At 60.4% G+C, this 22,428-nt stretch carries 23 protein-coding genes and 2 pseudogenes; 14 read left to right on the top strand and 11 right to left on the bottom strand.

Annotation, left to right across the window (positions count from 1 at the left end; all coding sequences use genetic code 11):
• Window positions 1-129: 129 nt before the first annotated feature.
• Window positions 130-1,506 carry a cystathionine beta-synthase gene (locus Q7C20_RS01465; protein WP_348060203.1) on the top strand — a complete coding sequence of 459 codons (1,377 nt, stop codon included), beginning with the start codon at window positions 130-132 and terminating at the stop codon, window positions 1,504-1,506.
• Complete coding sequence (locus Q7C20_RS01470; protein ID WP_348060201.1) at window positions 1,503-2,669, top strand: cystathionine gamma-synthase; 1,167 nt, start codon at window positions 1,503-1,505, stop codon at window positions 2,667-2,669. The genes Q7C20_RS01465 and Q7C20_RS01470 overlap by 4 nt, the downstream gene beginning before the upstream one ends.
• A gap of 192 nt (window positions 2,670-2,861) precedes the next feature.
• Here the strand turns inward: Q7C20_RS01470 and Q7C20_RS01475 are convergent, their stop codons facing one another.
• Window positions 2,862-5,060: an OsmC domain/YcaO domain-containing protein gene (locus Q7C20_RS01475; protein ID WP_375064709.1), complete on the bottom strand. Its 2,199-nt coding sequence runs from the start codon at window positions 5,058-5,060 to the stop codon at window positions 2,862-2,864.
• A gap of 476 nt (window positions 5,061-5,536) precedes the next feature.
• On the opposite strand from Q7C20_RS01475, the pseudogene Q7C20_RS01480 reads away from it, so the two are divergent.
• Window positions 5,537-5,697: pseudogene (locus tag Q7C20_RS01480) on the top strand (FAD-binding oxidoreductase); the annotation flags it as partial.
• A 34-nt stretch (window positions 5,698-5,731) separates the two neighbouring features.
• Window positions 5,732-6,286: a cysteine hydrolase family protein gene (locus Q7C20_RS01485; RefSeq protein ID WP_375064711.1), complete on the top strand. Its 555-nt coding sequence runs from the start codon at window positions 5,732-5,734 to the stop codon at window positions 6,284-6,286.
• A gap of 9 nt (window positions 6,287-6,295) precedes the next feature.
• On the opposite strand, the gene Q7C20_RS01490 is transcribed toward Q7C20_RS01485, so the two are convergent.
• Complete coding sequence (locus Q7C20_RS01490; protein ID WP_375064713.1) at window positions 6,296-6,769, bottom strand: NUDIX hydrolase; 474 nt, start codon at window positions 6,767-6,769, stop codon at window positions 6,296-6,298.
• Here Q7C20_RS01490 and Q7C20_RS01495 point away from each other — a divergent pair.
• Window positions 6,744-6,938 (top strand): annotated as a pseudogene (locus Q7C20_RS01495) (oxidoreductase); the annotation flags it as partial. The gene Q7C20_RS01490 and the pseudogene Q7C20_RS01495 overlap by 26 nt on opposite strands.
• Here Q7C20_RS01495 and Q7C20_RS01500 read toward each other — a convergent pair.
• Window positions 6,921-7,349 carry a bleomycin resistance protein gene (locus Q7C20_RS01500; protein ID WP_375064715.1) on the bottom strand — a complete coding sequence of 143 codons (429 nt, stop codon included), beginning with the start codon at window positions 7,347-7,349 and terminating at the stop codon, window positions 6,921-6,923. The pseudogene Q7C20_RS01495 and the gene Q7C20_RS01500 overlap by 18 nt on opposite strands.
• Entirely contained in the window at window positions 7,346-7,789 is a 444-nt protein-coding gene (locus Q7C20_RS01505; protein ID WP_375064717.1) for an HIT family protein, read from the bottom strand. Before Q7C20_RS01505 ends, Q7C20_RS01500 begins: the two co-directional genes overlap by 4 nt.
• Before the next feature lie 85 nt (window positions 7,790-7,874).
• Here Q7C20_RS01505 and Q7C20_RS01510 point away from each other — a divergent pair, with 85 nt between their 5' ends.
• On the top strand, window positions 7,875-8,519 hold the full coding sequence (locus tag Q7C20_RS01510) for an aspartate/glutamate racemase family protein (protein ID WP_375064719.1): 645 nt from the start codon (window positions 7,875-7,877) through the stop codon (window positions 8,517-8,519).
• 29 nt (window positions 8,520-8,548) lie between these two features.
• Here the strand turns inward: Q7C20_RS01510 and Q7C20_RS01515 are convergent, their stop codons facing one another.
• Entirely contained in the window at window positions 8,549-9,259 is a 711-nt protein-coding gene (locus Q7C20_RS01515; protein WP_375064721.1) for a glutathione S-transferase, read from the bottom strand.
• Window positions 9,260-9,401: 142 nt separating this feature from the next.
• Between Q7C20_RS01515 and Q7C20_RS01520 the strand changes: the two genes are divergently transcribed.
• Window positions 9,402-9,965 (top strand): TetR/AcrR family transcriptional regulator, encoded by a 564-nt coding sequence (locus Q7C20_RS01520; RefSeq protein ID WP_375064723.1) that lies wholly within the window; start codon window positions 9,402-9,404, stop codon window positions 9,963-9,965.
• On the opposite strand, the gene Q7C20_RS01525 is transcribed toward Q7C20_RS01520, so the two are convergent.
• On the bottom strand, window positions 9,952-11,460 hold the full coding sequence (locus Q7C20_RS01525; protein ID WP_375064725.1) for an FAD-dependent oxidoreductase: 1,509 nt from the start codon (window positions 11,458-11,460) through the stop codon (window positions 9,952-9,954). The two genes, Q7C20_RS01520 and Q7C20_RS01525, sit on opposite strands and share 14 nt — an antisense overlap.
• 64 nt (window positions 11,461-11,524) lie before the next feature.
• Between Q7C20_RS01525 and Q7C20_RS01530 the strand changes: the two genes are divergently transcribed.
• A complete protein-coding gene (locus tag Q7C20_RS01530; protein WP_375064727.1) occupies window positions 11,525-11,992 on the top strand; it encodes a MarR family winged helix-turn-helix transcriptional regulator in 468 nt (155 codons plus the stop codon).
• Between the two features lie 188 nt (window positions 11,993-12,180).
• Here Q7C20_RS01530 and Q7C20_RS01535 read toward each other — a convergent pair whose 3' ends face one another.
• Both Q7C20_RS01535 and Q7C20_RS01540 read right to left on the bottom strand, forming a co-directional pair.
• Complete coding sequence (locus tag Q7C20_RS01535) at window positions 12,181-12,957, bottom strand: nucleotidyltransferase domain-containing protein (RefSeq protein ID WP_375064729.1); 777 nt, start codon at window positions 12,955-12,957, stop codon at window positions 12,181-12,183.
• Window positions 12,954-13,433, bottom strand: coding sequence for an AAA family ATPase (locus Q7C20_RS01540; protein ID WP_375064731.1), 480 nt, complete (start codon window positions 13,431-13,433; stop codon window positions 12,954-12,956). The genes Q7C20_RS01535 and Q7C20_RS01540 overlap by 4 nt, the downstream gene beginning before the upstream one ends.
• A gap of 466 nt (window positions 13,434-13,899) precedes the next feature.
• Between Q7C20_RS01540 and Q7C20_RS01545 the strand changes: the two genes are divergently transcribed.
• The 3 genes from Q7C20_RS01545 (at window position 13,900) to Q7C20_RS01555 (ending at window position 16,006) form a co-directional block, all read left to right on the top strand.
• A complete protein-coding gene (locus Q7C20_RS01545; protein ID WP_375064733.1) occupies window positions 13,900-14,214 on the top strand; it encodes a hypothetical protein in 315 nt (104 codons plus the stop codon).
• A gap of 89 nt (window positions 14,215-14,303) precedes the next feature.
• The gene (locus tag Q7C20_RS01550; RefSeq protein ID WP_375064735.1) at window positions 14,304-14,717 is read left to right on the top strand and encodes a DUF2231 domain-containing protein; all 414 of its coding nucleotides are present in this window, start codon (window positions 14,304-14,306) and stop codon (window positions 14,715-14,717) included.
• Window positions 14,714-16,006: a PQQ-dependent sugar dehydrogenase gene (locus tag Q7C20_RS01555; protein ID WP_375064737.1), complete on the top strand. Its 1,293-nt coding sequence runs from the start codon at window positions 14,714-14,716 to the stop codon at window positions 16,004-16,006. The genes Q7C20_RS01550 and Q7C20_RS01555 overlap by 4 nt, the downstream gene beginning before the upstream one ends.
• 45 nt (window positions 16,007-16,051) lie before the next feature.
• Here Q7C20_RS01555 and Q7C20_RS01560 read toward each other — a convergent pair whose 3' ends face one another.
• The gene (locus Q7C20_RS01560) at window positions 16,052-17,455 is read right to left on the bottom strand and encodes an MFS transporter (RefSeq protein ID WP_375064739.1); all 1,404 of its coding nucleotides are present in this window, start codon (window positions 17,453-17,455) and stop codon (window positions 16,052-16,054) included.
• Window positions 17,456-17,598: 143 nt separating this feature from the next.
• Window positions 17,599-18,129 (bottom strand): GNAT family N-acetyltransferase, encoded by a 531-nt coding sequence (locus Q7C20_RS01565; RefSeq protein WP_375064741.1) that lies wholly within the window; start codon window positions 18,127-18,129, stop codon window positions 17,599-17,601.
• Between the two features lie 152 nt (window positions 18,130-18,281).
• Between Q7C20_RS01565 and proP the strand changes: the two genes are divergently transcribed.
• Together proP and Q7C20_RS01575 are read left to right on the top strand one after the other, a co-directional pair.
• On the top strand, window positions 18,282-19,784 hold the full coding sequence (proP, locus tag Q7C20_RS01570; RefSeq protein WP_375064743.1) for a glycine betaine/L-proline transporter ProP: 1,503 nt from the start codon (window positions 18,282-18,284) through the stop codon (window positions 19,782-19,784).
• A gap of 52 nt (window positions 19,785-19,836) precedes the next feature.
• Entirely contained in the window at window positions 19,837-20,340 is a 504-nt protein-coding gene (locus tag Q7C20_RS01575) for a GAF domain-containing protein (RefSeq protein ID WP_348057679.1), read from the top strand.
• Here the strand turns inward: Q7C20_RS01575 and Q7C20_RS01580 are convergent.
• Window positions 20,318-21,238, bottom strand: coding sequence for an AraC family transcriptional regulator N-terminal domain-containing protein (locus Q7C20_RS01580; RefSeq protein WP_375064745.1), 921 nt, complete (start codon window positions 21,236-21,238; stop codon window positions 20,318-20,320). The two genes, Q7C20_RS01575 and Q7C20_RS01580, sit on opposite strands and share 23 nt — an antisense overlap.
• 165 nt (window positions 21,239-21,403) lie before the next feature.
• On the opposite strand from Q7C20_RS01580, the gene Q7C20_RS01585 reads away from it, so the two are divergent.
• On the top strand, window positions 21,404-22,426 hold the full coding sequence (locus Q7C20_RS01585; protein WP_375064747.1) for an alpha/beta hydrolase: 1,023 nt from the start codon (window positions 21,404-21,406) through the stop codon (window positions 22,424-22,426).
• Window positions 22,427-22,428: the final 2 nt, after the last annotated feature.

Raw genomic sequence — 22,428 nt, forward strand, 5'->3', positions numbered from 1 at the left:
TCATGCGCCAAAAAAAGACATCCAGCGGACCGCCAGGTTGCGACCGGCGTGATCCCGGCCTATGTTCCAAGCCAGGCCTTGTTTTTTGCTGTGCCCCGCCCTGTGCCTTTTCCGAACCCAGGTGACGACATGCCCACGCTTCCCCGCCCCGCCGTCCTCGAACTGATCGGCAACACGCCGCTGGTGCGCGTCAGCCGTTTCGATACCGGCCTTTGCACGCTGTTCCTCAAGCTCGAATCGCAAAACCCCGGTGGCTCCATCAAGGACCGAATCGGTCTGGCCATGATTGACGCCGCCGAACGCGACGGCCGCCTGCGGCCCGGTGGCACCATTATCGAAGCCACCGCCGGCAATACCGGCCTGGGCCTGGCGCTGGTCGGTCGCGCCAAAGGCTATCGCGTGGTGCTGGTGGTGCCCGACAAGATGTCCACGGAAAAGGTGCTGCACCTCAAAGCCATGGGCGCCGAGGTGCATATCACCCGCTCCGACGTCGGCAAAGGCCACCCCGAGTATTACCAGGACGTGGCCGCGCGCCTGGCCAAGGGCATTCCCGATTCGTTTTTTGCCGACCAGTTCAACAACCCGGCCAACCCGCTGGCCCACGAAACAAGCACCGCGCCGGAGATCTGGGCACAAACCCAGCACGACGTCGACGCCATCGTGGTGGGCGTCGGCTCGGCCGGCACCCTCACCGGCTTGACGCGCTTCTTCAAGCGCGTGCAGCCAGAGCTCGCCATGGTGCTCGCCGACCCGGTCGGTTCGGTGATGGCCGAGTACAGCCGCAGCGGCACGCTGGAAACCCCGGGCTCCTGGGCGGTGGAAGGCATCGGCGAGGACTTCATCCCCTCGATAGCCGACCTCTCCAGCGTGCGCCAGGCGTATTCCATCAGCGATGAGGAAAGCTTCGACCACGCCCGCCAATTGCTCAAAGCCGAAGGCATTCTCGGCGGCTCGTCCACCGGCACCTTGCTTGCTGCCGCCTTGCGCTATTGCCGCGAACAGACCGAACCCAAGCGCGTGGTCACGTTTGTCTGCGACACCGGCACGCGCTACCTGTCCAAGGTCTACAACGACCAATGGATGAACGACGCCGGCCTGCTGCAATACAAACACTACGGCGACCTGCGCGACTTGATCGCGCGGCGCTTCGAAGACGGTCGCGTGATCAGCGTGAGCCCCGACGACACCCTGCTCATCGCCTTCCAGCGCATGCGCCTGGCGGATGTCTCGCAGCTGCCGGTGCTGGTCGACGGTCAGAAGCTGGTGGGTGTGATCGATGAATCCGACATCCTGCTGGGCCTGCACCACGACGCGGCTGCTTTTTCCACGACGGTCGCCAGCGCCATGACCGACACCCTGCAAACCCTGGCGCCGGGCGCCAGCCTGGCCGAACTGCAGGCCGAACTGGATCGCGGCCTCGTTGCCATCATTGCCGACGCTTCAGGCTTTCACGGCCTGATCACCCGCGTTGACCTGCTTAATCATCTACGGAGATCCCTTGCATGAGTCAGTCCGATAAAAGCGCGTTTGCCACCCGCGTGATCCACGCAGGGCAGTCACCCGACCCGACCACGGGCGCGCTGATGCCGCCGATTTACGCCAACTCCACCTACCTGCAAGACAGCCCCGGCGTGCACAAGGGTTTTGACTACGGGCGCTCGCACAACCCGACGCGTTTTGCCCTGGAACGTTGCGTGGCGGACCTGGAAGGCGGCAGTGCGGCATTCGCCTTTGCGTCGGGGCTGGCGGCGATTTCCACCGTGCTGGAACTGTTGGATGCCAGCGCGCACATCGTGTCGGGCAATGACTTGTACGGCGGCACCTTTCGGCTGTTCGACAAAGTGCGCCAACGCAGCGCGGGGCACCGTTTCAGCTATGTCGACTTGAGCGACTTGCAAGCGTTTGAAGCCTCACTGCAAGACAACACGCGCATGGTCTGGGTCGAAACCCCAAGCAACCCGCTGCTGAGCCTGACCGACCTGAGCGCCATCGCGCGCATCTGCCGTGATCGCGGCATTATCTGCGTAGCCGACAACACCTTCGCCAGCCCGTGGATTCAGCGCCCGCTGGAATTGGGTTTCGACATCGTGGTGCACTCCACCACCAAATACCTCAATGGCCACTCCGACGTGATCGGTGGTATCGCGATTGTCGGCCACAACCCGGACCTCGCCGAGCGCCTGGGCTTCCTGCAAAACTCGGTGGGCGCCATTGCCGGGCCGTTCGACGCCTTCCTCACCCTGCGCGGCGTGAAAACCCTGGCGCTGCGCATGGAGCGCCATTGCAGCAATGCCTTGGACCTGGCGACCTGGTTGGAACAGCAACCGCAGGTCGCGCGGGTCTACTATCCGGGCCTGGAATCCCACCCGCAGCACGCGCTGGCTAAAAAGCAGATGCGTGGCTTTGGCGGCATGATTTCAGTGGACTTGAACAGCGACCTGGCCGGTGCCACGCGTTTTCTGGAGAACGTCAAAATCTTCGCCCTGGCCGAGAGCCTTGGCGGCGTTGAAAGCCTGATCGAACACCCGGCGATCATGACTCACGCAAGCATTCCAGCGGCAACGCGGGCGCAATTGGGCATTGGTGACGGGCTGGTGCGGTTGTCGGTGGGGGTTGAAGATGTGGAAGACCTGAGGGCAGATTTGGCGCAGGCATTGGCGTCAATTTAACCCGGTCGCCCAAACAATAGAGATCCAATGTGGGAGCGGGCTTGCTCGCGAATGCGGTATGTCAGTCGCTGAATGTGTTAACTGACACACCGCATTCGCGAGCAAGCCCGCTCCCATTTTTGGTGTGTGGTGCGGCAGGTGAATCTCGGCTGGCCGCCATCGCAGGCAAGCCAGCTCCCACTGGGTTTTGCGTCAGGCTGAAGTGATGTTGGCCCGCGCGCTGTGCAGTTTCTTGTAGCTGTCGATCAGGCGCAAATGCCGGTCCAGCCCTTCCAGCTTCATGCTGGTCGGTGTCAGCCCGTAGAACCGTACGCTGCCGTTGACCGAGCCAATCACTGCATCCATCCGCTCGTTGCCAAACATCCGGCGGAAATTGACTTCGTAATCGTCCAGCTCCAGGTCGTCGTCCAACTGCATCTCCAGCACCGCATTCATCGCCTGATAAAACAGGCCACGGTCGGCGGTGTTGTCGTTGTACTGCAGGAACATCTCCACACACTCCTTGGCCTCTTCGTACTGATTAAGGGCCAGGAAAATCAGCAGTTTCAATTCCAGAATGGTCAACTGACCCCACGCCGTGTTGTCGTCGAATTCGATGCCGATCAGGGTGGTGATGTCGGTGTAGTCGTCCAGCTCGCTTTCGATCAGGCGCTCGACCAACGCGTGCAGCTCATCCTCGTCGAGGCTGTGCAGGTTGAGGATGTCAGCGCGGAAGAACAGCGCCTTGTTGGTGTTGTCCCAGACCAAGTCGTCTATCGGGTAGATTTCCGAGTAGCCCGGCACCAGGATCCGGCACGCCGTTGCGCCGATGTGTTCGTACACCGCCATGTAGGACTCTTTCCCCATCCCCTCCAGAATGCCGAACAGCGTCGCGGCTTCCTGGACGTTGGAGTCTTCGCCTTCGCCCGAGAAGTCCCACTCCACAAACTCATAGTCCGACTGGGCGCTGAAGAAGCGCCACGACACCACACCGCTGGAGTCGATAAAGTGCTCGACGAAGTTGTTCGGCTCAGTCACCGCCTGGCCTTCGAAGGTCGGCTGCGGCAGATCGTTCAAGCCTTCAAAGCTGCGGCCCTGAAGCAATTCGGTGAGGCTGCGCTCCAACGCGACTTCCAGGCTTGGGTGCGCACCAAACGAGGCAAACACGCCGCCGGTGCGCGGGTTCATCAGGGTCACGCACATCACCGGGAACTCACCGCCCAGGGAGGCATCCTTGACCAACACCGGGAAACCCTGAGCTTCCAGGCCCTGAATGCCCGCCAGAATGCTCGGGTACTTCGCCAGCACGTCGGCCGGCACGTCCGGCAGCGCGAATTCGCCTTCGATAATTTCGCGTTTCACCGCGCGCTCGAAGATCTCCGACAAGCACTGCACCTGGGCCTCGGCCAGGGTATTGCCCGCGCTCATGCCGTTGCTGAGGTAGAGGTTTTCGATCAGGTTGGACGGGAAATACACCACCTCACCGTCCGACTGGCGCACAAACGGCAGCGAAACAATGCCGCGTTCTTCATTGCCCGAATTGGTGTCGTACAGGTGCGAGCCAAGCAGCTCGCCCTCGCGGTCGTAGATTTTCAGCAGGTAAGCGTCAAGGATTTCACTCGGCAGCTCATCTTCAGGCCCGGGCTTGAACCAGCGCTCGTCCGGGTAATGCACGAACGGCGCGTTGGCCAATTCTTCGCCCCAGAACTGGTCGTTGTAGAAGAAGTTGCAGTTCAGACGTTCGATAAACTCGCCCAGCGCCGACGCCAGCGCGCCCTCTTTGGTCGCGCCCTTGCCATTGGTGAAGCACATCGGCGAATGCGCGTCGCGGATATGCAGCGACCACACGTTCGGCACGATATTGCGCCACGAAGCGATCTCGATCTTCATGCCCAGGCCGGCCAAAATGCCGGACATGTTGGCGATGGTCTGCTCCAGCGGCAGATCTTTCCCGGCAATGTAGGTGCCCGCCTGCGACGTCGACGCGGGCATCAACAGAGCCTGCGCATCGGCGTCGAGGTTTTCGACTTCTTCGATCACAAACTCTGGACCGGCCTGCACCACTTTCTTCACGGTGCAACGGTCGATGGAACGCAGGATGCCCTGGCGGTCCTTGTCCGAGATGTCTGCGGGCAGCTCGACCTGGATCTTGAAGATCTGGTTGTAGCGGTTTTCCGGGTCGACGATGTTGTTCTGCGACAGGCGAATATTGTCGGTTGGGATGTTGCGAGTGTCACAGTACAGTTTTACAAAGTACGCCGCGCACAACGCCGACGAAGCCAGGAAATAATCGAACGGCCCCGGTGCCGAACCGTCGCCCTTGTAGCGAATGGGCTGGTCGGCGATCACCGTGAAATCGTCGAACTTGGCTTCAAGTCGAAGGTTGTCGAGAAAGTTGACCTTAATTTCCATGCGGACACACCAGAATAACGAGCTAAACAAAATGGCCGCCATTATGAAGATTTTCGCCGGGAAGTCTCAGGGTTTTCCGACTCGGCTGCCGATCGGTGCTACTTTTCACCCACCTCACTTGGCAGACATGGACCCATATCCATCACCTGCAACCTCCTCGCCTTCACCTTCGCCGCCACCCTGCTGTTGCAAGCGGGCTTTCTGTGGCAAAAGGGCTCACTGTGGCAAAAGGGCTCACTGTGGCGAGCGGGCTTGTCGAATCGTCGCACCGCCCGCGTTGGGCTGCGAAGCGGCCCCAATGAGTCAACGCGGTTAATCAGGCACTCCTCAGCGCCTGATTTGGGGCTGCTTCGCAGCCCAACGCGGGGCAAGCCCGCTCGCCACAAGAAGCCGCTCGCCACAACGCCAACATTCACTTCAACTCAGCCGATCGCAGGTGTTTTTCCACCCGATTCAACACATCGCCATACAGCGTCTTAATGGGCGAAATCATGTCCGAAGTGCCGACCTGAACGCAGGGCAAATTCGATACATTCGCCGGCTGCAAACACATCAAGTGCTGCTGAGTGATGTGTGCGGCAACCCGATGCTGGCAGCGAGAATGTGGTACTGCCAGATGCTCGAAAAGCTGCGCTGAGATAGAGTGCATCACCCCATCAAAGGAGTGAACCATGGCGCCGCTGGACACTAACGCAGCACTGCTGATCATCGACATGCAGCAAGGCATGAACCAACCGAAACTCGGGCGGCGCAACAACCCTGAGGCCGAGTTGCAGATGCAAGCACTGCTCGGCGCCTGGCGCCAGGCTCAGCGCCCTGTCGTGCATGTGCGGCATATCTCGCGCACACCTGGTTCGGTATTTTGGCCGGGCCAACCGGGCTGCGAATTTCAGCCGGCCTTGCAGCCCCTCAAACATGAACACGTGGTCGAGAAAAACGTTCCGGATGCGTTCACTGCCACCGGCCTGGAACGCTGGTTGCACACGCGTGCGATCAAGCAACTGGTGATCGTTGGCGTGATCACCAATAACTCCGTTGAGTCTACGGCGCGTTCGGCGGGCAACCTGGGGTTTGACGTGATCGTCGCTGCCGATGCCTGCTACACGTTTGATCAAGCCGACTTGTCGGGCCGGCTCTGGGCTGCCGAGGAGGTGCATGCGTTGTCGCTGAGTAACCTGGCGATGGACTACGCCAGGGTGCTGCAGACCCGTGAAATACTCGCTTGAACCACAGGCTCAGGCGGTGGGTGCAAATACTCCGGCCTGCTCCAGCATGTCGATCAGCGTTTCGGGAAAAACCGTGTCTTGGGTCGCTCGCAATTGCTGAACGGTCCACCAGTGGTGAGCGGCCATGACCTGGGTTTCTTCGGGCGTCCATTCGGCGTTTGAAAGCACTTCGCTGTACGCGTGAACCACAAAATACCGCTCAACGGCCAACACCGTTTCACCGTTGGGCAGCTTCATGGGAAAGCTGCTCTCGGCCAGCGAGGCGCCAACCTGATTGACCACAATGCCGGTCTCTTCGCGCAACTCACGCATCGCCGCGGCCTGGAAACTCTCGCCGTCTTCCACACCGCCACCGGGCGTGGCCCAGTAGTTGTCACCCGCCAGCGCGCCTTTTGTGTGAACGAACCGGAACAGGAGCACCGCGAGAGCCTTACTCAGGTGAAGCAAGGTGGCACGGATGACTCGTTTGGCAAACAGCGGCATATTTTCTCTTGGCGACCGCGAAGTACATCGCATCGGCTACGGCGCAATGCAACTGGCCGGCCCCGGCGTGTTCGGTCCGCCGAACGACCGTGAGGCTACGCTGGCGGTGCTGCGCGCGGCGGTTGCAGCCGGCGTAAACCTTCTGCGGATGTCAGACGGACACCCGCCTTTCCCCGAGCCGTTCAACCAGCCGCACGAGGTAGCCATCCGGGTCCTGGACCAGGCATTCACGCTGCCCCACTTCCACCTCGTCCGCCCTATACCAAACATCCTTGCACGCTTTAAACAGCGGGTACCCGGCCTGCTCCAGCCGATGAATAACCGGCGGCACCGCCACCACATCGATCTGCAGATTCATGCCGCGCCCGAAAGGTCTCTCCAGCGCGCCGGTCACCCATTGGTTCGCGTCGGCCTCTACTTGCTCCAGCATCACTTGCGCGCCCTCCAGATCGAGGTAGGCAAAGCCCTCCTCCAGCCGCTGGTAAGCCACCGTGAACCCCAAAAAAGCCACCCAGAATTCAAGGCTTTTGCTCAGGTCCGTCACCATCAATTCAGGCACCAGCCTGTTTCTTTGCATCATGCGCCGGCTCCCGCAGAGAGCAGCGCTGCGATTTTCTTGCGCAGGTCCCCGTGGAGTTGTTCCGCGTAAGGTGGGGCATTTTTCCAGTCGTAGAACCACGCAGGCATCGTGCGTTTGTCGTCCGGCTCCGAGGCGTAGCGAGGGAAGATATGGCAGTGCAACTCCGGCTCCGAATTGCCCAGAATCTCGTAGTTCATGCGCAAGGCGTTGGTGGCCGCCAACACTGCGTCGCCGAGTCGGGCCATATCCAGCAAGTAGGTCACGCGGGCTTGCGTGTCCAGATCATTCAGGCTGGCAACCACTGGGTCGGGTAACAACAGGCAGTAACCCGGCAAAAACTGCACATCCCCCATCACCGCCCACCCGGATGCCATGGGGCAAATGACTTTATCGTTGGCGCCGTTGCGGGCCAGTTCTACGCGTTCCGTGATCAGCGGCATGCATTGTCCTTAATGAGTTCGATGTCGTCGGCATCTTAACCGTGATAAAGATGGCGGGTCAGCTCTTGAACCCTTGGGACCGCCTATGCGAATTGCTTGTTTTCATACCGCAGCCAGCAACATCGCCGTGTTCGACGCGGCAGCCAGCGCATTGGGTATGGGAGCAGATGTGCTGCTGCATGAGGTGCGTGCAGACCTCTTGGCCGCTGCGGAGTCTGACGGAAAGTTGACCGCCGAAATCGCCGACGCAACCTGCGCGGCGCTGCTCGCCATGGCGCAGCACGCCGACGCCGTGGTACTGACCTGCTCGACCTTGGGTTCGTCGATAGAAAACATCCCCGATGAAACACGCGTGCCGATTTTGCGCACCGATGAAGCGCTGGCCATCGATGCCGTCCAGGCAGGCGGAAAAATCGTGGTGCTGTGCGCCGTCGAAACAACCCTGGAACCCACCTCACGCCTGTTCCAAAAGGCCGCACTGCAAACAGATGCCTCTGTCGACGTGAGACTCGTCCCCGGCGCATGGGCGTTGTTCAAAGCGGGTGATAACGAGGGTTACTTGTCGACCATCGCACGTGCCGCCGACCGTGCTTACGGTGAAGGCGCGTCCGTCGTCGCGCTGGGCCAGGCGTCAATGAGCGGCGCAGCCAGCCGTGTCACCGCTGGCCCGACGCCGCTGACCAGTGCACTGGCCGGGTTGAAAGCGGCTTTAAAAGCGCTTGAGCGCTGATGCGTAAAGCGCGTTTCGCCGCGCGGTTATCAGCTCGCCCGGTGTTGCTGGTCGCCCTCTTCAACCATCCCGCGCCATGTCTGAACGCTGGCGCGCTCATTCATCCGCGCCTGCCACTCCATTAGCGCCGTGCATTCATCCGGCACTGGCAATTTCACCAGCGCGGCGAAAATCAGGCCGCCGAGCAGCGCAATATCGGCCATCGAGAACGCATTACCTGCGACAAACGGCCGGGTTTTCAGCAGGCCATCGAAATAGCGCATGCCTCGAATCGCCTTGTCGCCCATGCGCTGGCCCCATTCGGCGTTCTGGTACAACTCGACCTCTGGCCCCAAACCCGGCGTTGCATGGTGGAAATACACGCTGACGGCGTCCATCAATTCAAGCTCGGCGCGCCGGGTCATCATATGGATCAGGCCCTGCTCGAGCGGGCTTGTGCCGGTCAGCGTCGGGTGGCCGTCCAGGGTGTCCAGGTAGTGCGTGATCGCGGTGCACTCGGCAATCAGCGTGCCGTCTTGCAGCTGCAACACGGGCAGCGTGCCGGAGTAGTTGAGGGCCAGAAAAGCAGGCTGTTTGTGCTTGCCTTCCCACAAGTTGATGGACACAAATTCCGTGCGGTCCAGCAGGCCTTTCTCGGCCAGCGCGATGCGCACCCGAGCCGGATAAGGGCCGTTGTACCAGTCGTAGATTTTAAAATATGGAGCTGTGGGTACGTCGGAGTGTGGCTGTTGGTGAGTCATGATTTTTCTGCCTACCTGCCAAGTGGTAGGTAGAGATTGGAAGCTTTATTCGGGACTGTCAACAACTACCTACCAATTGGCAGGTAAGCGGCCATGGGGGTAGAATCCGCCTACGCGACTTAATGAATCGAGGAATCAGGCCGTGAGCGAAAACGCCCGGGAAGCCATTCTGGAAGCTGCCAAAGCGGCAGGTCAGCATTTGGGCTACAGCGGAATTAATTTCCGCAGCATCGGCGAAGCCGTGGGGATCAAGAACGCGAGTATCTATTACCACTTCCCCAGCAAGGCCGACCTTGGCGCCGCCGTCGCCAAGCGCTATTGGGAAGATGCCGCCGCAACGCTTGAAGCAATCCGTCAGGAGAACCCGGACCCGCTGCACGGCCTGCGGCGCTATCCCGATATCTTTCGGCAGTCCCTGGAAAACAACAATCGGTTGTGCCTGGCCAGCTTCATGGCGGCCGAATACCAGGACCTGCCCGAGCCCGTGAAGCGCGAGGTACTGGCGTTTGCCGATATCAACATCGCGTGGCTGACGGCGCTGCTCACCGAGATGGAATGGGGCAATGCCGAGCTCTGCCAGCGCCGCGCCCGGGCGATCTATACCGCCATCGCCGGCGCGCAGTTGATCGCTCGCACGCGTGCCGACATGAGCCTGTATGACGAACTGGTCCAGAGCTATCAGGACGCGGGGCTTATTCCGGTATGACGGCGGTGAGGCCTCCTTGCGCCAGGTAGCCCTCCAACCGTTCGATTTCGTCGGACGCGACGATCGCGCCGATGTAGCCATCCGGGCGAACCAACACCAGGTCACCTGCAGCCAGGGCGTAGGCGCGTTGAACCTGGCCCAAGTCGTCGATCACGTCGCCTTGCGGGCCGACGTGGTGGATCTGCAACCCAGGCCGAGGCGACACAGCGCCCGGTGTAGCGCCGTAATTTAACAGCGTCCAATGCGCCCCCCGAAGCAGGTCGAACAACCGCAAGGAGGCCCCGCAAGCACCGCGCAGCGTTGCATCGGGCGCTCGGTCGCCGGCACACACCCTGCCGTCACGCGCCGTTTGCGTCAGCGTCATGGACGATTGCGCGTAACCAATATCCAGCTGAAACACTTCTTTGCCCCGGCGCATGTCGCCCCGACTCGCGTTATCCAGCAGTTTGCTCGCCAAACCGAGCACCGACGCCGCAACCGGGCGCCGCTCCTCTTCGTAGCTGTCGAGCAACGCCTCTGGCGCACCGCCCGCCACTGCCGCGAGTTTCCAGCCGAGGTTGTAGGCGTCCTGCACGCTGGTGTTGAGCCCCTGACCACCGGTCGGCGGATGAATATGCGCAGCGTCGCCCACCAGAAACGCCGGCCCGACGCGGTACCTGTCGGCCAACCGCGCGTTCATGCTGTAGGCCGACGCCCACGACACCCTATGCACCTGGATGTCGTCGCGCCCGGTGCGCTGGGCAACTATCGCGGCCAGCCCCTCGGCGCTGAGGTCGACGTCGGCGTCCAGGGGCACCGGCGCCTGAATCTGGAACAGTCCGGTGCGCGCGAGTGGGCAAATCATGATCTGGCGCTGACTGTCGCCTTCGCCGAAACGGTGCCAGTAGTCCGCGCAAAGGCCGGACAACTGCACATCCGCCACCAATGCGCGCACGCCGAGGGTTTTGCCGGGAAAGCCGATATCCAGCGCATGCCGCACAAAGCTGCGGCCGCCATCCGCGCCCACCAGCCAGCGTGCCCGCAGGGTTTGCGGGCCGTTGTCTGTCATCAACTGCGCGCTGACGCCGTCAGCGTCCGGCTCAAACCCAACCAGTTCACACCCGAAGGCTGGCCGATGGCCCAGCTCGAGCAAACGCTCGCGCAGCACCTGCTCGGTCAGAAATTGCGGCACCATCAATGGCTGCGTGTAAGGCTCGGACGACGTTGCGGCAGTGTGCTCGATGGAATCGGCGTCAATGTAACTGCCATCGTCGCGGTAGCGTCGCTCAGTCGGATAGACTCCACCCACTGCAAAAAGGCGGTCGAGTACGCCCAGGTCTTCGAAAATTTCCTGGGATCGGGGCTGAATACCTTTGCCACGGGAACCATGGAAAGGCTGGTGGTTTTTCTCGATCAGACGAAAGCGTACGCCGCGTCTGGCCAGGTCGATCGCCAGGGTCAAACCGGCCGCACCGGCACCACAAATCAGAACATCGACAGCGTATCGTGCGTTCATCAGGACCACCTATATGTGCAATACGCACATATTAAGAGGAAGGCAAACAGTGTCAAGAAAAAGCGTGCAAAAAGCACATATAAGCGCTCAGCTGCGTGACTTGCATGGGTCGCTGGTTGAGATTGTCGGGGTGATGAACCGCCCCCAGCGCGATGAAGCGATGGTGCGCGAGGCCGGAATTGCCCTGGACCGCGCGCTGTTTCCATTGCTGGTGCTGGTTGAACGGCTGGGACCGATTGGCGTGGTGGAGCTGGCTGACCGCGTGGGCCGCGACTACACCACGGTCAGCCGCCAAGTGGCGAAACTGGAGACCCTCGGTTTGATCTTGCGCCAGGAAAGCGCGGTTGACCGTCGCGTGCGCGAGTCGGTGATCACCGAAAAAGGTAAAGGTATGACCGACAAGGTTGACGCGGCGCGCGAGCGCATGGGCGTGTCGATCTTCTCCACCTGGGAGGAAGGCGACTTCGATAACCTGGTGCGTTTGATGCGCAAGTTTGCCGATGAGATCAAGGACGACTCGATCCTGCGCTGAAAAGCGCAGCGTCGAAAGGCCATTGTGGCGAGCGGGCTTGCCCCGCGTTGGGCTGCGAAGCAGCCCCAAAACCAGACGCTGCGTAATATCCGGGAATTGCGGGGATTCTGGGAGGGGCTGCTACGCAGCCCAACGCGGGGCAAGCCCGCTCGCCACAACAAGCCCGCTGCCCATCCGCCCTTCCCTCGCTACTTCTGTTGTAAAACCATCCAGGCCACAAAGGTCTTCAGGCGTGCCACGAACGCCTCGCCCTCGGCACTGGGGTTGCGGGCTTCAAACAGAAAGAACGCAATCTGGATGCGCATCGCCGGGTAATGCTGGACGAATAACGCCACGTGTTCTTCCAGGGTGTGTGGCCAGCCCGACGCGTCTTGCGCGCGTAGTGTGTGCGTCGCGCGAATCAGCTTGCGTGAGGCTTCGCGCTCCAGGGTAAGCCGCTGCTCTACGGACTCGGCCTGTTCGATACGCGTGCAATAAGCCGACAGCACGTGTGCGAAATCACCATTGAGCGCCAGGGCGATTTCCCGCGATGGGCGAAACCGCTCAAATTGTAATGAGAGGTCATCCCCCCACACACATCGGCAATGATGCTTGAGCCAAAAACCCCATTTGTTCGCGTTTTCGAGTGCCAGCACTTCGCTGCGGTGGCCAATGTCGACATCGATTTTGGTCACTTCCGGGTGCCGTTTCTGCAGCGCCAGCCGGGTCAGTTCCAGCGCTTCGAGCACCTGCGAATCCGGCGGGTCGCGCAGCACCAGTGTGAGGTCAAGGTCTGAACGACCGGCACTCGCATCACCCCGCGCCACGCTGCCGTAGAGGTAGATGCCTTCCAAGCCCAATGCAGGCTGGGAAAGGCTCAGGCACACATCCTCCAGCAGCGACTGGAATTCAGGTTGCACCGGGCCATCGGCAATGCTGAGGACGTAGCCATCGGCGTCCAAGCCTACTGGGTGTTCATTATTCATGGACGATGCACCTCAATCACCAAGCCTTCCTCCTGAGTCGGCACACAGAAGTGCTGCGTGATCAGATCGAACTCGGCATCGGTGGCGGCAAAGTCATGCTGCCCACCCGCATTGCGCGCATGCAACCGGGCACGGCACGTGGCGTCGTCCAGTTCAAGGTAATGCAGGCGGTGCGGCACTTCGGCCGACTGCGCCAAACCCAGTAGCCATTCGCGGTTGGCCCGTGTGTTGGCAGGAACATCCAACACCACGCTCACGCCGGACCGCAGCAGGTCTATCACCAGCGGCCCCAAGACCCCGCGAACCCGCTGGGCGCTGCGCACGTAGTCAGCGATGGACAGGATCTCGCCGGGATACAGCTGCGCCAGCCACGCGTCTTCGCTGAGCAAAATAGCGGCGTGTTCGGTTGCGAGGGTGTTGGCGAAGGTGGATTTGCCGGAGGCGATCTTGCCGCAGAGCAGGTGCAGGGTGGGCATGGGGCGGTTCCTTTTGTCAGGAGAAGGAGCATGACCGCCGATGCGCGCGGGCGCAACGACCTCCCTAGCCTCAGGTACCTACTGCAGGCTTCGCTGCCAGTGCTGGTAAAACCCCTAAGAGGCCACGTTCTTGTTCTTGGCTTCAATCATGATGTCGAAGCGGCGCTCGGGATGCTTGTATTGGCACACGAAGCCGATGCGAGGGTGGGTCATGGGAACGCCTGGTGATGAGCAAAAGGTGGGGATTATAGGGCCTTAGGTCAGTAACCCCGCCACGGGTTCACTCCACAGATGCCATCTGTAAATTAAGTTGAATCCTGATTTTGGCCGGCGGTCACCTATAAGGACGACAACGTAATGGAGGTTGCGATGAACCTTGCAATGACACTCTTCAGCCTGTTCGCCGGTTGGCTGGCAATCATGATGTCGATGATGTGGGGCGTGTTGCGCGTGGTGCGCCGGCACCATGATTAACACGCCGGACGGCCGCTACTTCATCGTCAAGGGCCAGCTGTGGCGCAGCACCAACCCTGCATTGGAAGAAGATGAGCGCCAAAGGTGGGTGAACGCGCTGATGGACGCGCGTCGGGCGGTGAAAGCCGCCAAGGCCAGCGGCGATGCCAGCGCATTGAAGGACGCCAGGCGCGACGTGCAACAGGCCAAGGTCGCGCTGGGCGAACGCGGCCCCATATGGTGGAGCGATGGCAGCCCGGATTTCAATCGCTGCCAGGTTAAAAATACGCCGTACGCGGGCTGGTTCGAAAAACATTTCGACACGTAACCCCGGTGAACTTTCTTACACGCCCAAGGCTCATCTCCTATGCGCTGCCCCGACCCCAGGGGCGTTGTACAACAAGGAGCCGCCACCTCATGTCCACCCTTCTCGTCTACCGCCACACACCCGGGCCGCTGCATGCGACCCTGCTCGCCGGCACCGTGCCATTGTTCCTCGGTGCCTTGCTCAGTGACATTGCCTACACTCAAACCTTCCAGATTCAATGGGCTAACTTCGCCTCCTGGCTGATCGCCGGCGCGCTGGTGTTCGCAGGTTTTGCGTTTTTGTTTGCGCTGGTCAACCTGCTTCGCGCTGAACGCAAAGCTGGGCAGCCCACGCTGTATGTGCTGTTGCTGTTGGCGACCTTTGTGCTCGGGCTGATCAACGCGTTTCAGCATGCCAAAGACGCTTACGCTGCCATGCCGACAGGTTTGGTGCTATCGGTGATCGTCACCGTGCTGGCGCTCGCCGCCACCTGGACCGGCCTGCGTTCGGGAGGTGCCAAATGAAAACGTCCAACACACTGACCCTGTTAAGCGCCGCGCTGTTGTTGACCGCCTGCGGTGGCGAAGGTGACAAGACTCAGGCTCGCGGCCCGGATCCCAAGTTGCCGGAGCAACAAAGCAGCCTGTTGCCAAGCATGAAGATTGCCGAACCTGCTCCCTGGGGCGACCAGAAGCCCAAGGTTCCGGAAGGTTACAGCGTGACCGCCATCGCCACCGACCTGGCCATCCCGCGCCAGACGCTGGTACTGCCCAACGGCGACATTTTGGTGGCCGAAGGCCGCGGCGGCAGCGCGGCCAAGCTCAAGCCCAAGGATGTGATCGCCAGCCTGATCAAGGCTGAAGGCAACACCAAGGTCAAAAGCGGCAACCGCCTCACCCTGTTGCGCGATGCCGACGGTGACGGCACGTACGAGCTGAAAACCGTATTCGCCGACAACCTCAATGCGCCCTACGGCCTGGCGTTTGCGAACGGCAAACTCTACGTGGCCAACCAGGACGCGCTGGTGAGCTTCGACTATGCCGACGGCCAGACCAAAGCCAGCGGCCCGCCGAGCAAGATCACCGACCTGCCTGCGCAGATCAACCACCACTGGACCAAATCCCTGGCCATCAGCGCCGATGGGCGACAGTTGTATGTGGGCATCGGCTCCAACAGCAACGTCACCGAACGCGGCATGGAAGTGGAAATCGACCGTGCGATGGTCTGGCAGGTAGACGCAGCCAGCGGCGCACACAAACCCTACGCCACCGGCCTGCGCAACCCGACAGCGCTGACCATTCAACCCGGTTCCGGGCAACTGTGGACAGTGGTTAACGAACGCGACGAACTGGGCCCCGACCTCGTTCCCGATTACCTGACCTCCGTGCGCGAAGGCGCGTTCTACGGCTGGCCTTACAGCTACTGGGGCCAGAACGTCGACCCGCGCGCCCAACCGCAGAACCCGGCAAAAGTCGCGGCCGCCACTAAGCCCGATTACAGCCTGGGCTCCCACGTGGCGGCATTGGGCGTGGACTTCTCCATTCCTGAGATGGGTGAGAAATTTGCCGACGGCGTGTTTGTCGGCGAACACGGCAGTTGGAACCGCGACAGCCCGGTGGGCTACAAGGTGATCTTTGTACCGTTCAGCAATGGCAAACCGTCGGGTGAGCCGATCGATTTTGCCACCGGTTTCCGTGGCGATGACGGCAAGACCCGTGGGCGCCCGGTGGGCGTCACCGTAGATCCAAAGGGTGCGCTGATCATTGCCGATGATTTGGCCAACACCGTCTGGCGCGTCACACGCAACCGCTAAGCGTCAAACCTTCCCGCGCTGCTCGGCAGCGCGGGAACTCATCCCTTACAAGTCAGTGATTTCCTTGTGGCGCGGCACCAGCGCTTTCATCACGCTCCACGCCACCAGGTACGCCAGCGCGCAGATCGCAAACATGATCATGTAGCCGGTGTGAATGTCATTGATGGACTTGTAGTAGTCGAATACCCAGCCGCCAATCTTGGTCATCACCACACCGCCCAAACCGCCGGCCATGCCGCCGATACCCACCACCGACGCCACGGTTTTCTGCGGGAACATGTCGGAGACCGTGGTGAAGATGTTGCACGACCACGCCTGATGCGCCGAGGCGCCCACGCCGATCAGCAATACCGGCACCCAGAAGCTGATGTAACCAAACGGTTGCGCCAGCAACACCACCAACGGGAACAACGCGATCACCAGCATGGCTTTCATACGGCCGTCATACGGTGCGTCGCCACGGGCCATAAAGTAGCTGGGGAACCAGCCGCCGCCGATGCTGCCAACCATGGTCATGCTGTACAGCACGGCCAGTGGCATCACGATGTCTGCGCCTTTCATGCCGTATTGCGCTGACAGGTAGGTCGGCAGCCAGAACAGAAAGAACCACCACACGCCATCGGTCATGAACTTGCCGAAGGCAAACGCCCAGGTCTGGCGGTAGGTCAGCAGCTGGAACCACGACACTTTCTTCACGGTTGTACCGGCCGGCGCAGGCGTAAACGGCTGTACGGTCTGGTCGCTGCGGATGTAGGCGAGTTCTTCAGCCGACAAGCGTTTTTGCTGATCGGGCGTCTGATAGAGCGCCGACCACACGGCCACCCAGACAAAACCGAGCATGCCGATGACCATAAACGCGGCTTCCCAGCCCCACATCCCGGCAATCAATGGCACGCAAATCGGCGCCAGAATCGCGCCGACGTTGGCACCGGAGTTGAAAATACCGGTGGCCAGGGAGCGTTCTTTCTTGGGGAAGTATTCGGCAGTCGCCTTGATCGCGATGGGGAAGTTACCCGCCTCCCCAATTGCCAGCACAGCGCGTGACAGCATGAAACCGGCAATCGACACCGGAATCACCGCCAGGCCGATCGCACCGCTTACCGCCGCGATGCCCTCGCCCATCGGAACCGCGAAGGCATGCATGATGGCGCCCGTGGACCAGATACCAATCGCCACGACGTAGGCGGCCTTGGTGCCGATCTTGTCGACAAAGCGCCCGGCGAACAGCATGGAAATCGCATAGACAAACTGGAACACAGCAGCAATGTTGGCGTAGTCGGTGTTGCTCCAGCCAAATTGCGTCGACAGTTGCGGCGCCAGCAGGCTGAGCACTTGGCGGTCGAGGTAATTGACGGTGGTGGCAAAGAACAACATCGCGCAGATGGTCCAGCGATAGTTGCCGACGGCCTGGCCGACGCGATGGGCGTTGATTGGCTCATTTAAATTCATGGCATCACTTTTTATTTTTGTTAGGTAGGACATATGTAACGTCATATGTCGTCGTACAACTATGGCTTTTATATCGAGCTACCTAATCGGTGTCAATCGCAAAGATTGCCGCCAATCGAGCTACTGCTAGCCCTTAGAAATGATCAGGAAATTGCAGTTGTAGGATGACAAAGCCTGAACACCAGGCTCGGTGGTTTGCCCGGTACATCATCCAGCTCGCCAAAGCGCTGCATGCCGAGCTTTTCCAGCACGCGGATAGAGGCGGCGTGATCCGGCCGCACCAACCCGAATACTTCAGGCAAACCGAGGGTCTCAAAGGCCAGCACCAGCGCATCACGGCCGACTTCGGTGGCATAACCCTGCCCCCAGGCTTCTACGGCGAACCGGTAGCCGAGGTTGATGCGTCGCTCGGTGAGATAGTTGAGTGGCGCGACGCCGCCAAAACCGATGATGTGTTCAGGCCGCGCCCTTAGCGCAATGGCCCACCAGCCATAGCCCTGAGTTGCCCACTGTTCGAGCCAGCGATCAAGCAGGCGTTGTGCGTCGGCCAGGCTTGCCATCGGCCCGCCGGGGTTAAACAGGTTGGTCTGCGGATCGCCGAAGATCGCGAACAATCGATGCACGTCGCCGGGCTCTGGCTGGCGATAGATCAAACGGGAAGTGGCACCGTGCATCGATTAACTCCTTCGAGGATGGCTGAAGCTGATCTCACCGGCAAAAAAACGCAATTAGCGGTGAATTATTTCGTGTCGTCTTGTATCTGAACTGACAGAGCGGTGCCATCGCTGCGATGGCACCTCCCCTGTTCAGATTTAGAGTGGTCCGCATGAAATCACGTAAGAAAAGCGTCAATCCCATCGGATTGAAAGACATCACCATCGTCGACGATGCCAAGGTGCGCAAGGCGATTACCGCCGCCGCACTGGGTAACGCCATGGAATGGTTCGACTTCGGCGTCTACGGGTTTGTCGCCTATGTTCTCGGCAAAGTGTTCTTCCCCGACGCTTCCCCGAGCGTGCAAATGATCGCAGCGCTGGGCACCTTCTCGGTGCCGTTTTTGATTCGCCCACTGGGCGGCCTGTTCTTTGGTTCACTGGGCGACAAATACGGGCGGCAGAAGGTGCTCGCCGCCACCATCGTGATCATGTCCCTGAGTACCTTCGCCATCGGCCTTATCCCGTCCTATGCCTCGATTGGCATCTGGGCGCCGATCTTGCTGCTGGTGTGCAAAATGGCCCAGGGCTTCTCGGTCGGCGGTGAATACACCGGCGCCTCGATCTTCGTTGCCGAATACGCGCCAGACCGCAAACGCGGGTTCCTCGGCAGTTGGCTCGACTTCGGCTCCATCGCCGGTTTCGTACTCGGCGCCGGCGTCGTGGTGCTGATTTCCAGCGTACTCGGCGAAGCGGACTTCGAGTCCTGGGGCTGGCGCCTGCCGTTCTTCCTCGCCCTGCCCCTGGGCATCATCGGCCTGTACCTGCGCCACGCCCTGGAAGAAACACCAGCGTTTCAGCAGCACATGGACAAACTCGAACAAGGCGACCGCGAAGGCCTGACCCACGGCCCCAAAGTCTCGTTCAAGGAAGTTGCGACCAAGCACTGGCGCAGCCTGCTGACCTGCATCGGTATCGTCGCAGCCACCAACGTGACCTATTACATGCTGCTCACCTACATGCCCAGCTACCTGTCGCATAACCTGCATTACAAGGAAAACAGCGGCGTACTGATCATCATCGCAATCATGGTCGGCATGCTGTTTGTGCAGCCGTTCATTGGGTTTATCAGCGATAAAATCGGCCGCAAGCCGTTCATCATCGCTGGCAGCGTCGGCCTGCTGTTCCTGTCCATTCCGGCGTTCATGCTGATCACCAGCGGCAAGATCGGGCTGATTTTCGCCGGCCTGCTGATTCTTGCGGTGATCCTCAACTTCTTTATCGGCGTGATGGCCTCGACGCTCCCCGCAATGTTCCCCACCCATCTGCGCTACAGTGCACTGGCGAGCGCGTTCAACGTCTCGGTATTGATCGCAGGCCTCACCCCTACCGCGGTGGCCTGGATGGTTGAAAGCACTGGCGATTTGTACATGCCCGCCTATTATTTGATGGTGTTTGCCGTGGTCGGCCTGATCACCGGCCTGACCATGAAGGAAACCGCCAACAAGCCTCTGCGCGGCGCAGCACCGGCCGCCTCGGACATGGAAGAAGCGAAGGAATTGCTGCAAGAGCACCACGACAATATCGAGCAGAAGATCGAAGACATCGATGCCGAGATTGCCGAACTGGAAGCCAAGCGCCAGAATCTGGTGCAGCAACATCCGCGAATTAATTAAAGCCTGACGGTGCGTGGTGGCCCAGGCCACCACGTCATTGGAGTGTCACAGCATGGTTCCAAGTGTCATCGCAGCAAACGCGTTGCTCAGCGCCGATGAGCGCGCTGCCATCGCAGAAATCGAAGCGACCACCAGCATCCTGCATTTGGTCACCCGCCTGACCGGCATGCGTTTTGCCGGTATTGCCAAGTTCACCGACCTTGAATGGGTGGTGTGCTCGGCCTACGACCCCATGAACATGGGCATCAGCGCTGAGGATGTGCTGATGCTGGAAACCACCCTGTGCAGCGAATTCTGTATCAATCCCCAGGCGTTGTTTATTCCGCAGATCAGCCAGGACGGTCGTTTTGCTACGCGCCCGGTGGTCAAGCGGTTCGAGATTGAAAGCTACGCAGGCGCGCCGATTTTCCTGCCGGATGGCCGTTTGTTTGGCGCCCTGTGTGCCCTGGACTCAAGGGCCATGTTGTTTGATGACCCCAACCTGCCGGAAACCCTGAGCCTGTTCGCGCGGCTGGTCGGCTGTATTTTCTTCGCTAATCTGTCGACTGAACGCTGACACCGGCCTTGCCTCGCAATGCGGCAATATCGCGCTTGGGCGAATCCCCAAACAACCGGCTATATTCGCGGCTGAACTGGGAAGGGCTCTCATAGCCGACGGTGTACGCCGCCCCTGATACGTCCTGATGCTCATTGAGCATCAGCCTTCGCGCCTCGTTCAAGCGCAGCCATTTCTGATATTGCAGTGGGCTCATCGCCGTCAACTGACGAAAGTGATGGTGAAAGGTGGCCGCGCTCATCTGTACGCGCGCGGCCAGTTCGTCCACACGCAGCGCTGTGGCGTAATTGAGCTTCAGCCAGTCAATCGCCTTGGCAATCCGATAGCCGTGACCATCAATGGAGCAGATCTGGCGCAGTCGGCCGGATTGGTCGCTCTGCAACAGACGATAGTGAATTTCGCGCTGGATCAACGGCGCCAATATCGGGATGGCTTCAGGCTCATCCAGCAGCGCCACCAAACGTGCGAATGACGCGAGCATGCCCTCGGTTACCGTGCCGATCCCCACCCCTTTCAACAGCTCTCGCTCGCGCTTGGGCGGCATCTCACTTTGCGCGATCAGCTCGGCAAGGATGCGCAGGTCCAGCTTGAAGGTAAGCCCCAGGCACGGTTGCTGCGCACTGGCGAGGAGCACTTCGGAGTTGGCGGGAATGTCCAGCGACGTCACCAGAAAGCGCGACGCGTCGTACGGGTAGCCTTCACCACCGACCCACATTCGCTTCTCGCCCTGGGCCACCAGAACGATGCACGGCTCCACCATGCACACCACCGGCGTTGCCGGCTTGTCACGCCGATAAAACCCCAGGCCGGGGATCGGCATGGGGTAATCGCCGGGCGTGGCGATACGTGAGCCGATAGCTTGAATCAGCGCGGCGAGAGGCGTTTGGTTGATCGTCATAACAAGCCCTTTCGAATCTTTCCCGAACTTTACCCTGCCCGCGCACGCACGTCCCCGGCCTGCAGCAAGAGTCAGAGGATCAGGCAAGTAATCCAGCGGAACGCACTACAGAACAGCGCCTGCGATGAGGAAAATGTGCAGACCCACCCCGCCAAGGAACCTTCAATGAAAGCCTTCATGCTCGCCCTGGGTTTGCTGATCACTTCTTTTTCTTCACTGGGAGCCGATATGTCCAACGGTGCCGACAACTTCTACACAAGCGAACAGGTGACCGTCGAAAAGGTCACTTTCAACAATCAATATGGCATGCAGGTGGCCGGCAACCTGTTCATACCCAAAGGTCTGAATCAAGCCGCCAAACAGGCCGCCATTATCGTCGGCCACCCCATGGGCGCCGTCAAAGAGCAGAGTGCCAACCTCTACGCCACCAAAATGGCCGAACAGGGTTTCGTTACGCTGTCCCTGGACCTGTCATTTTGGGGTGAAAGCGCAGGCACGCCGCGCAACGCCGTGTCCCCGGACCTCTACACCGAAGATTTCAGCGCCGCCGTGGACTTTCTCGGAACCCGCCCGTTTGTGGACCGCCAACGCATCGGCGTAATCGGTGTGTGCGGCAGTGGCAGCTTCGCGATCAGCGCGGCGAAAATCGATCCACGCCTCAAAGCCATTGCCACGGTGAGCATGTACGACATGGGCGCGGCCAACCGTGATGGCCTCAAGCACAGCGTCACCCAGGCGCAGCGCCAGCAGGTTCTTGTGCAAGCGGCCAATCAGCGTTATGTGGAATTTCAGGGCGGTGAAATCCTTTACACCGGCGGCACTCCGCTGACACTGACCGGCAACCCGATTGGCGATGAGTTCTTTGACTTCTATCGCACCCCGCGCGGCGAAGTCACGCCTGCCGGCGCATCGGCACACACCACCACCAGGCCGACGCTGACCAGCAATGTGAAGTTCATGAACTTCTACCCGTTCAACGACATTGAGTCGATCTCGCCACGCCCGCTGTTACTCATTGCAGGCGCCAACGCGCACTCGCGCGAGTTCAGTGAAGAAGCCTATCGACGCGCTTCCGAACCCAAGGAGTTGGTGATCATCCCGGGCGCAGGGCATGTAGACCTGTATGACCGAGTCAACTTGATCCCCTTCGCCACCCTCACTGCTTTCTTCAAAAGCAACTTGAAATAACC

Source organism: Pseudomonas sp. AMR01, assembly GCF_041946035.1.
Classification (GTDB): domain Bacteria; phylum Pseudomonadota; class Gammaproteobacteria; order Pseudomonadales; family Pseudomonadaceae; genus Aquipseudomonas; species Aquipseudomonas antarctica_B.

Bases quoted from the DNA above. Each gene is read 5' to 3' on its own strand.
- Q7C20_RS01540 (WP_375064731.1), bottom strand. From the start codon at position 13,433: ATGCCCACCCTGCACCTGCTCTGCGGCAAGATCGCCTCCGGCAAATCC.
- Q7C20_RS01475 (WP_375064709.1), bottom strand. From the start codon at position 5,060: ATGGAAATTAAGGTCAACTTTCTCGACAACCTTCGACTTGAAGCCAAG.
- Q7C20_RS01545 (WP_375064733.1), top strand. From the start codon at position 13,900: ATGATTAACACGCCGGACGGCCGCTACTTCATCGTCAAGGGCCAGCTG.
- Q7C20_RS01510 (WP_375064719.1), top strand. From the start codon at position 7,875: ATGCGAATTGCTTGTTTTCATACCGCAGCCAGCAACATCGCCGTGTTC.
- proP (WP_375064743.1), top strand. From the start codon at position 18,282: ATGAAATCACGTAAGAAAAGCGTCAATCCCATCGGATTGAAAGACATC.
- Q7C20_RS01505 (WP_375064717.1), bottom strand. From the start codon at position 7,789: ATGCCGCTGATCACGGAACGCGTAGAACTGGCCCGCAACGGCGCCAAC.
- Q7C20_RS01535 (WP_375064729.1), bottom strand. From the start codon at position 12,957: ATGAATAATGAACACCCAGTAGGCTTGGACGCCGATGGCTACGTCCTC.
- Q7C20_RS01485 (WP_375064711.1), top strand. From the start codon at position 5,732: ATGGCGCCGCTGGACACTAACGCAGCACTGCTGATCATCGACATGCAG.
- Q7C20_RS01585 (WP_375064747.1), top strand. From the start codon at position 21,404: ATGAAAGCCTTCATGCTCGCCCTGGGTTTGCTGATCACTTCTTTTTCT.
- Q7C20_RS01465 (WP_348060203.1), top strand. From the start codon at position 130: ATGCCCACGCTTCCCCGCCCCGCCGTCCTCGAACTGATCGGCAACACG.
- Q7C20_RS01565 (WP_375064741.1), bottom strand. From the start codon at position 18,129: ATGCACGGTGCCACTTCCCGTTTGATCTATCGCCAGCCAGAGCCCGGC.
- Q7C20_RS01555 (WP_375064737.1), top strand. From the start codon at position 14,714: ATGAAAACGTCCAACACACTGACCCTGTTAAGCGCCGCGCTGTTGTTG.
- Q7C20_RS01560 (WP_375064739.1), bottom strand. From the start codon at position 17,455: ATGAATTTAAATGAGCCAATCAACGCCCATCGCGTCGGCCAGGCCGTC.
- Q7C20_RS01470 (WP_348060201.1), top strand. From the start codon at position 1,503: ATGAGTCAGTCCGATAAAAGCGCGTTTGCCACCCGCGTGATCCACGCA.
- Q7C20_RS01525 (WP_375064725.1), bottom strand. From the start codon at position 11,460: ATGAACGCACGATACGCTGTCGATGTTCTGATTTGTGGTGCCGGTGCG.
- Q7C20_RS01575 (WP_348057679.1), top strand. From the start codon at position 19,837: ATGGTTCCAAGTGTCATCGCAGCAAACGCGTTGCTCAGCGCCGATGAG.
- Q7C20_RS01550 (WP_375064735.1), top strand. From the start codon at position 14,304: ATGTCCACCCTTCTCGTCTACCGCCACACACCCGGGCCGCTGCATGCG.
- Q7C20_RS01500 (WP_375064715.1), bottom strand. From the start codon at position 7,349: ATGATGCAAAGAAACAGGCTGGTGCCTGAATTGATGGTGACGGACCTG.
- Q7C20_RS01515 (WP_375064721.1), bottom strand. From the start codon at position 9,259: ATGACTCACCAACAGCCACACTCCGACGTACCCACAGCTCCATATTTT.
- Q7C20_RS01490 (WP_375064713.1), bottom strand. From the start codon at position 6,769: ATGCCGCTGTTTGCCAAACGAGTCATCCGTGCCACCTTGCTTCACCTG.
- Q7C20_RS01580 (WP_375064745.1), bottom strand. From the start codon at position 21,238: ATGACGATCAACCAAACGCCTCTCGCCGCGCTGATTCAAGCTATCGGC.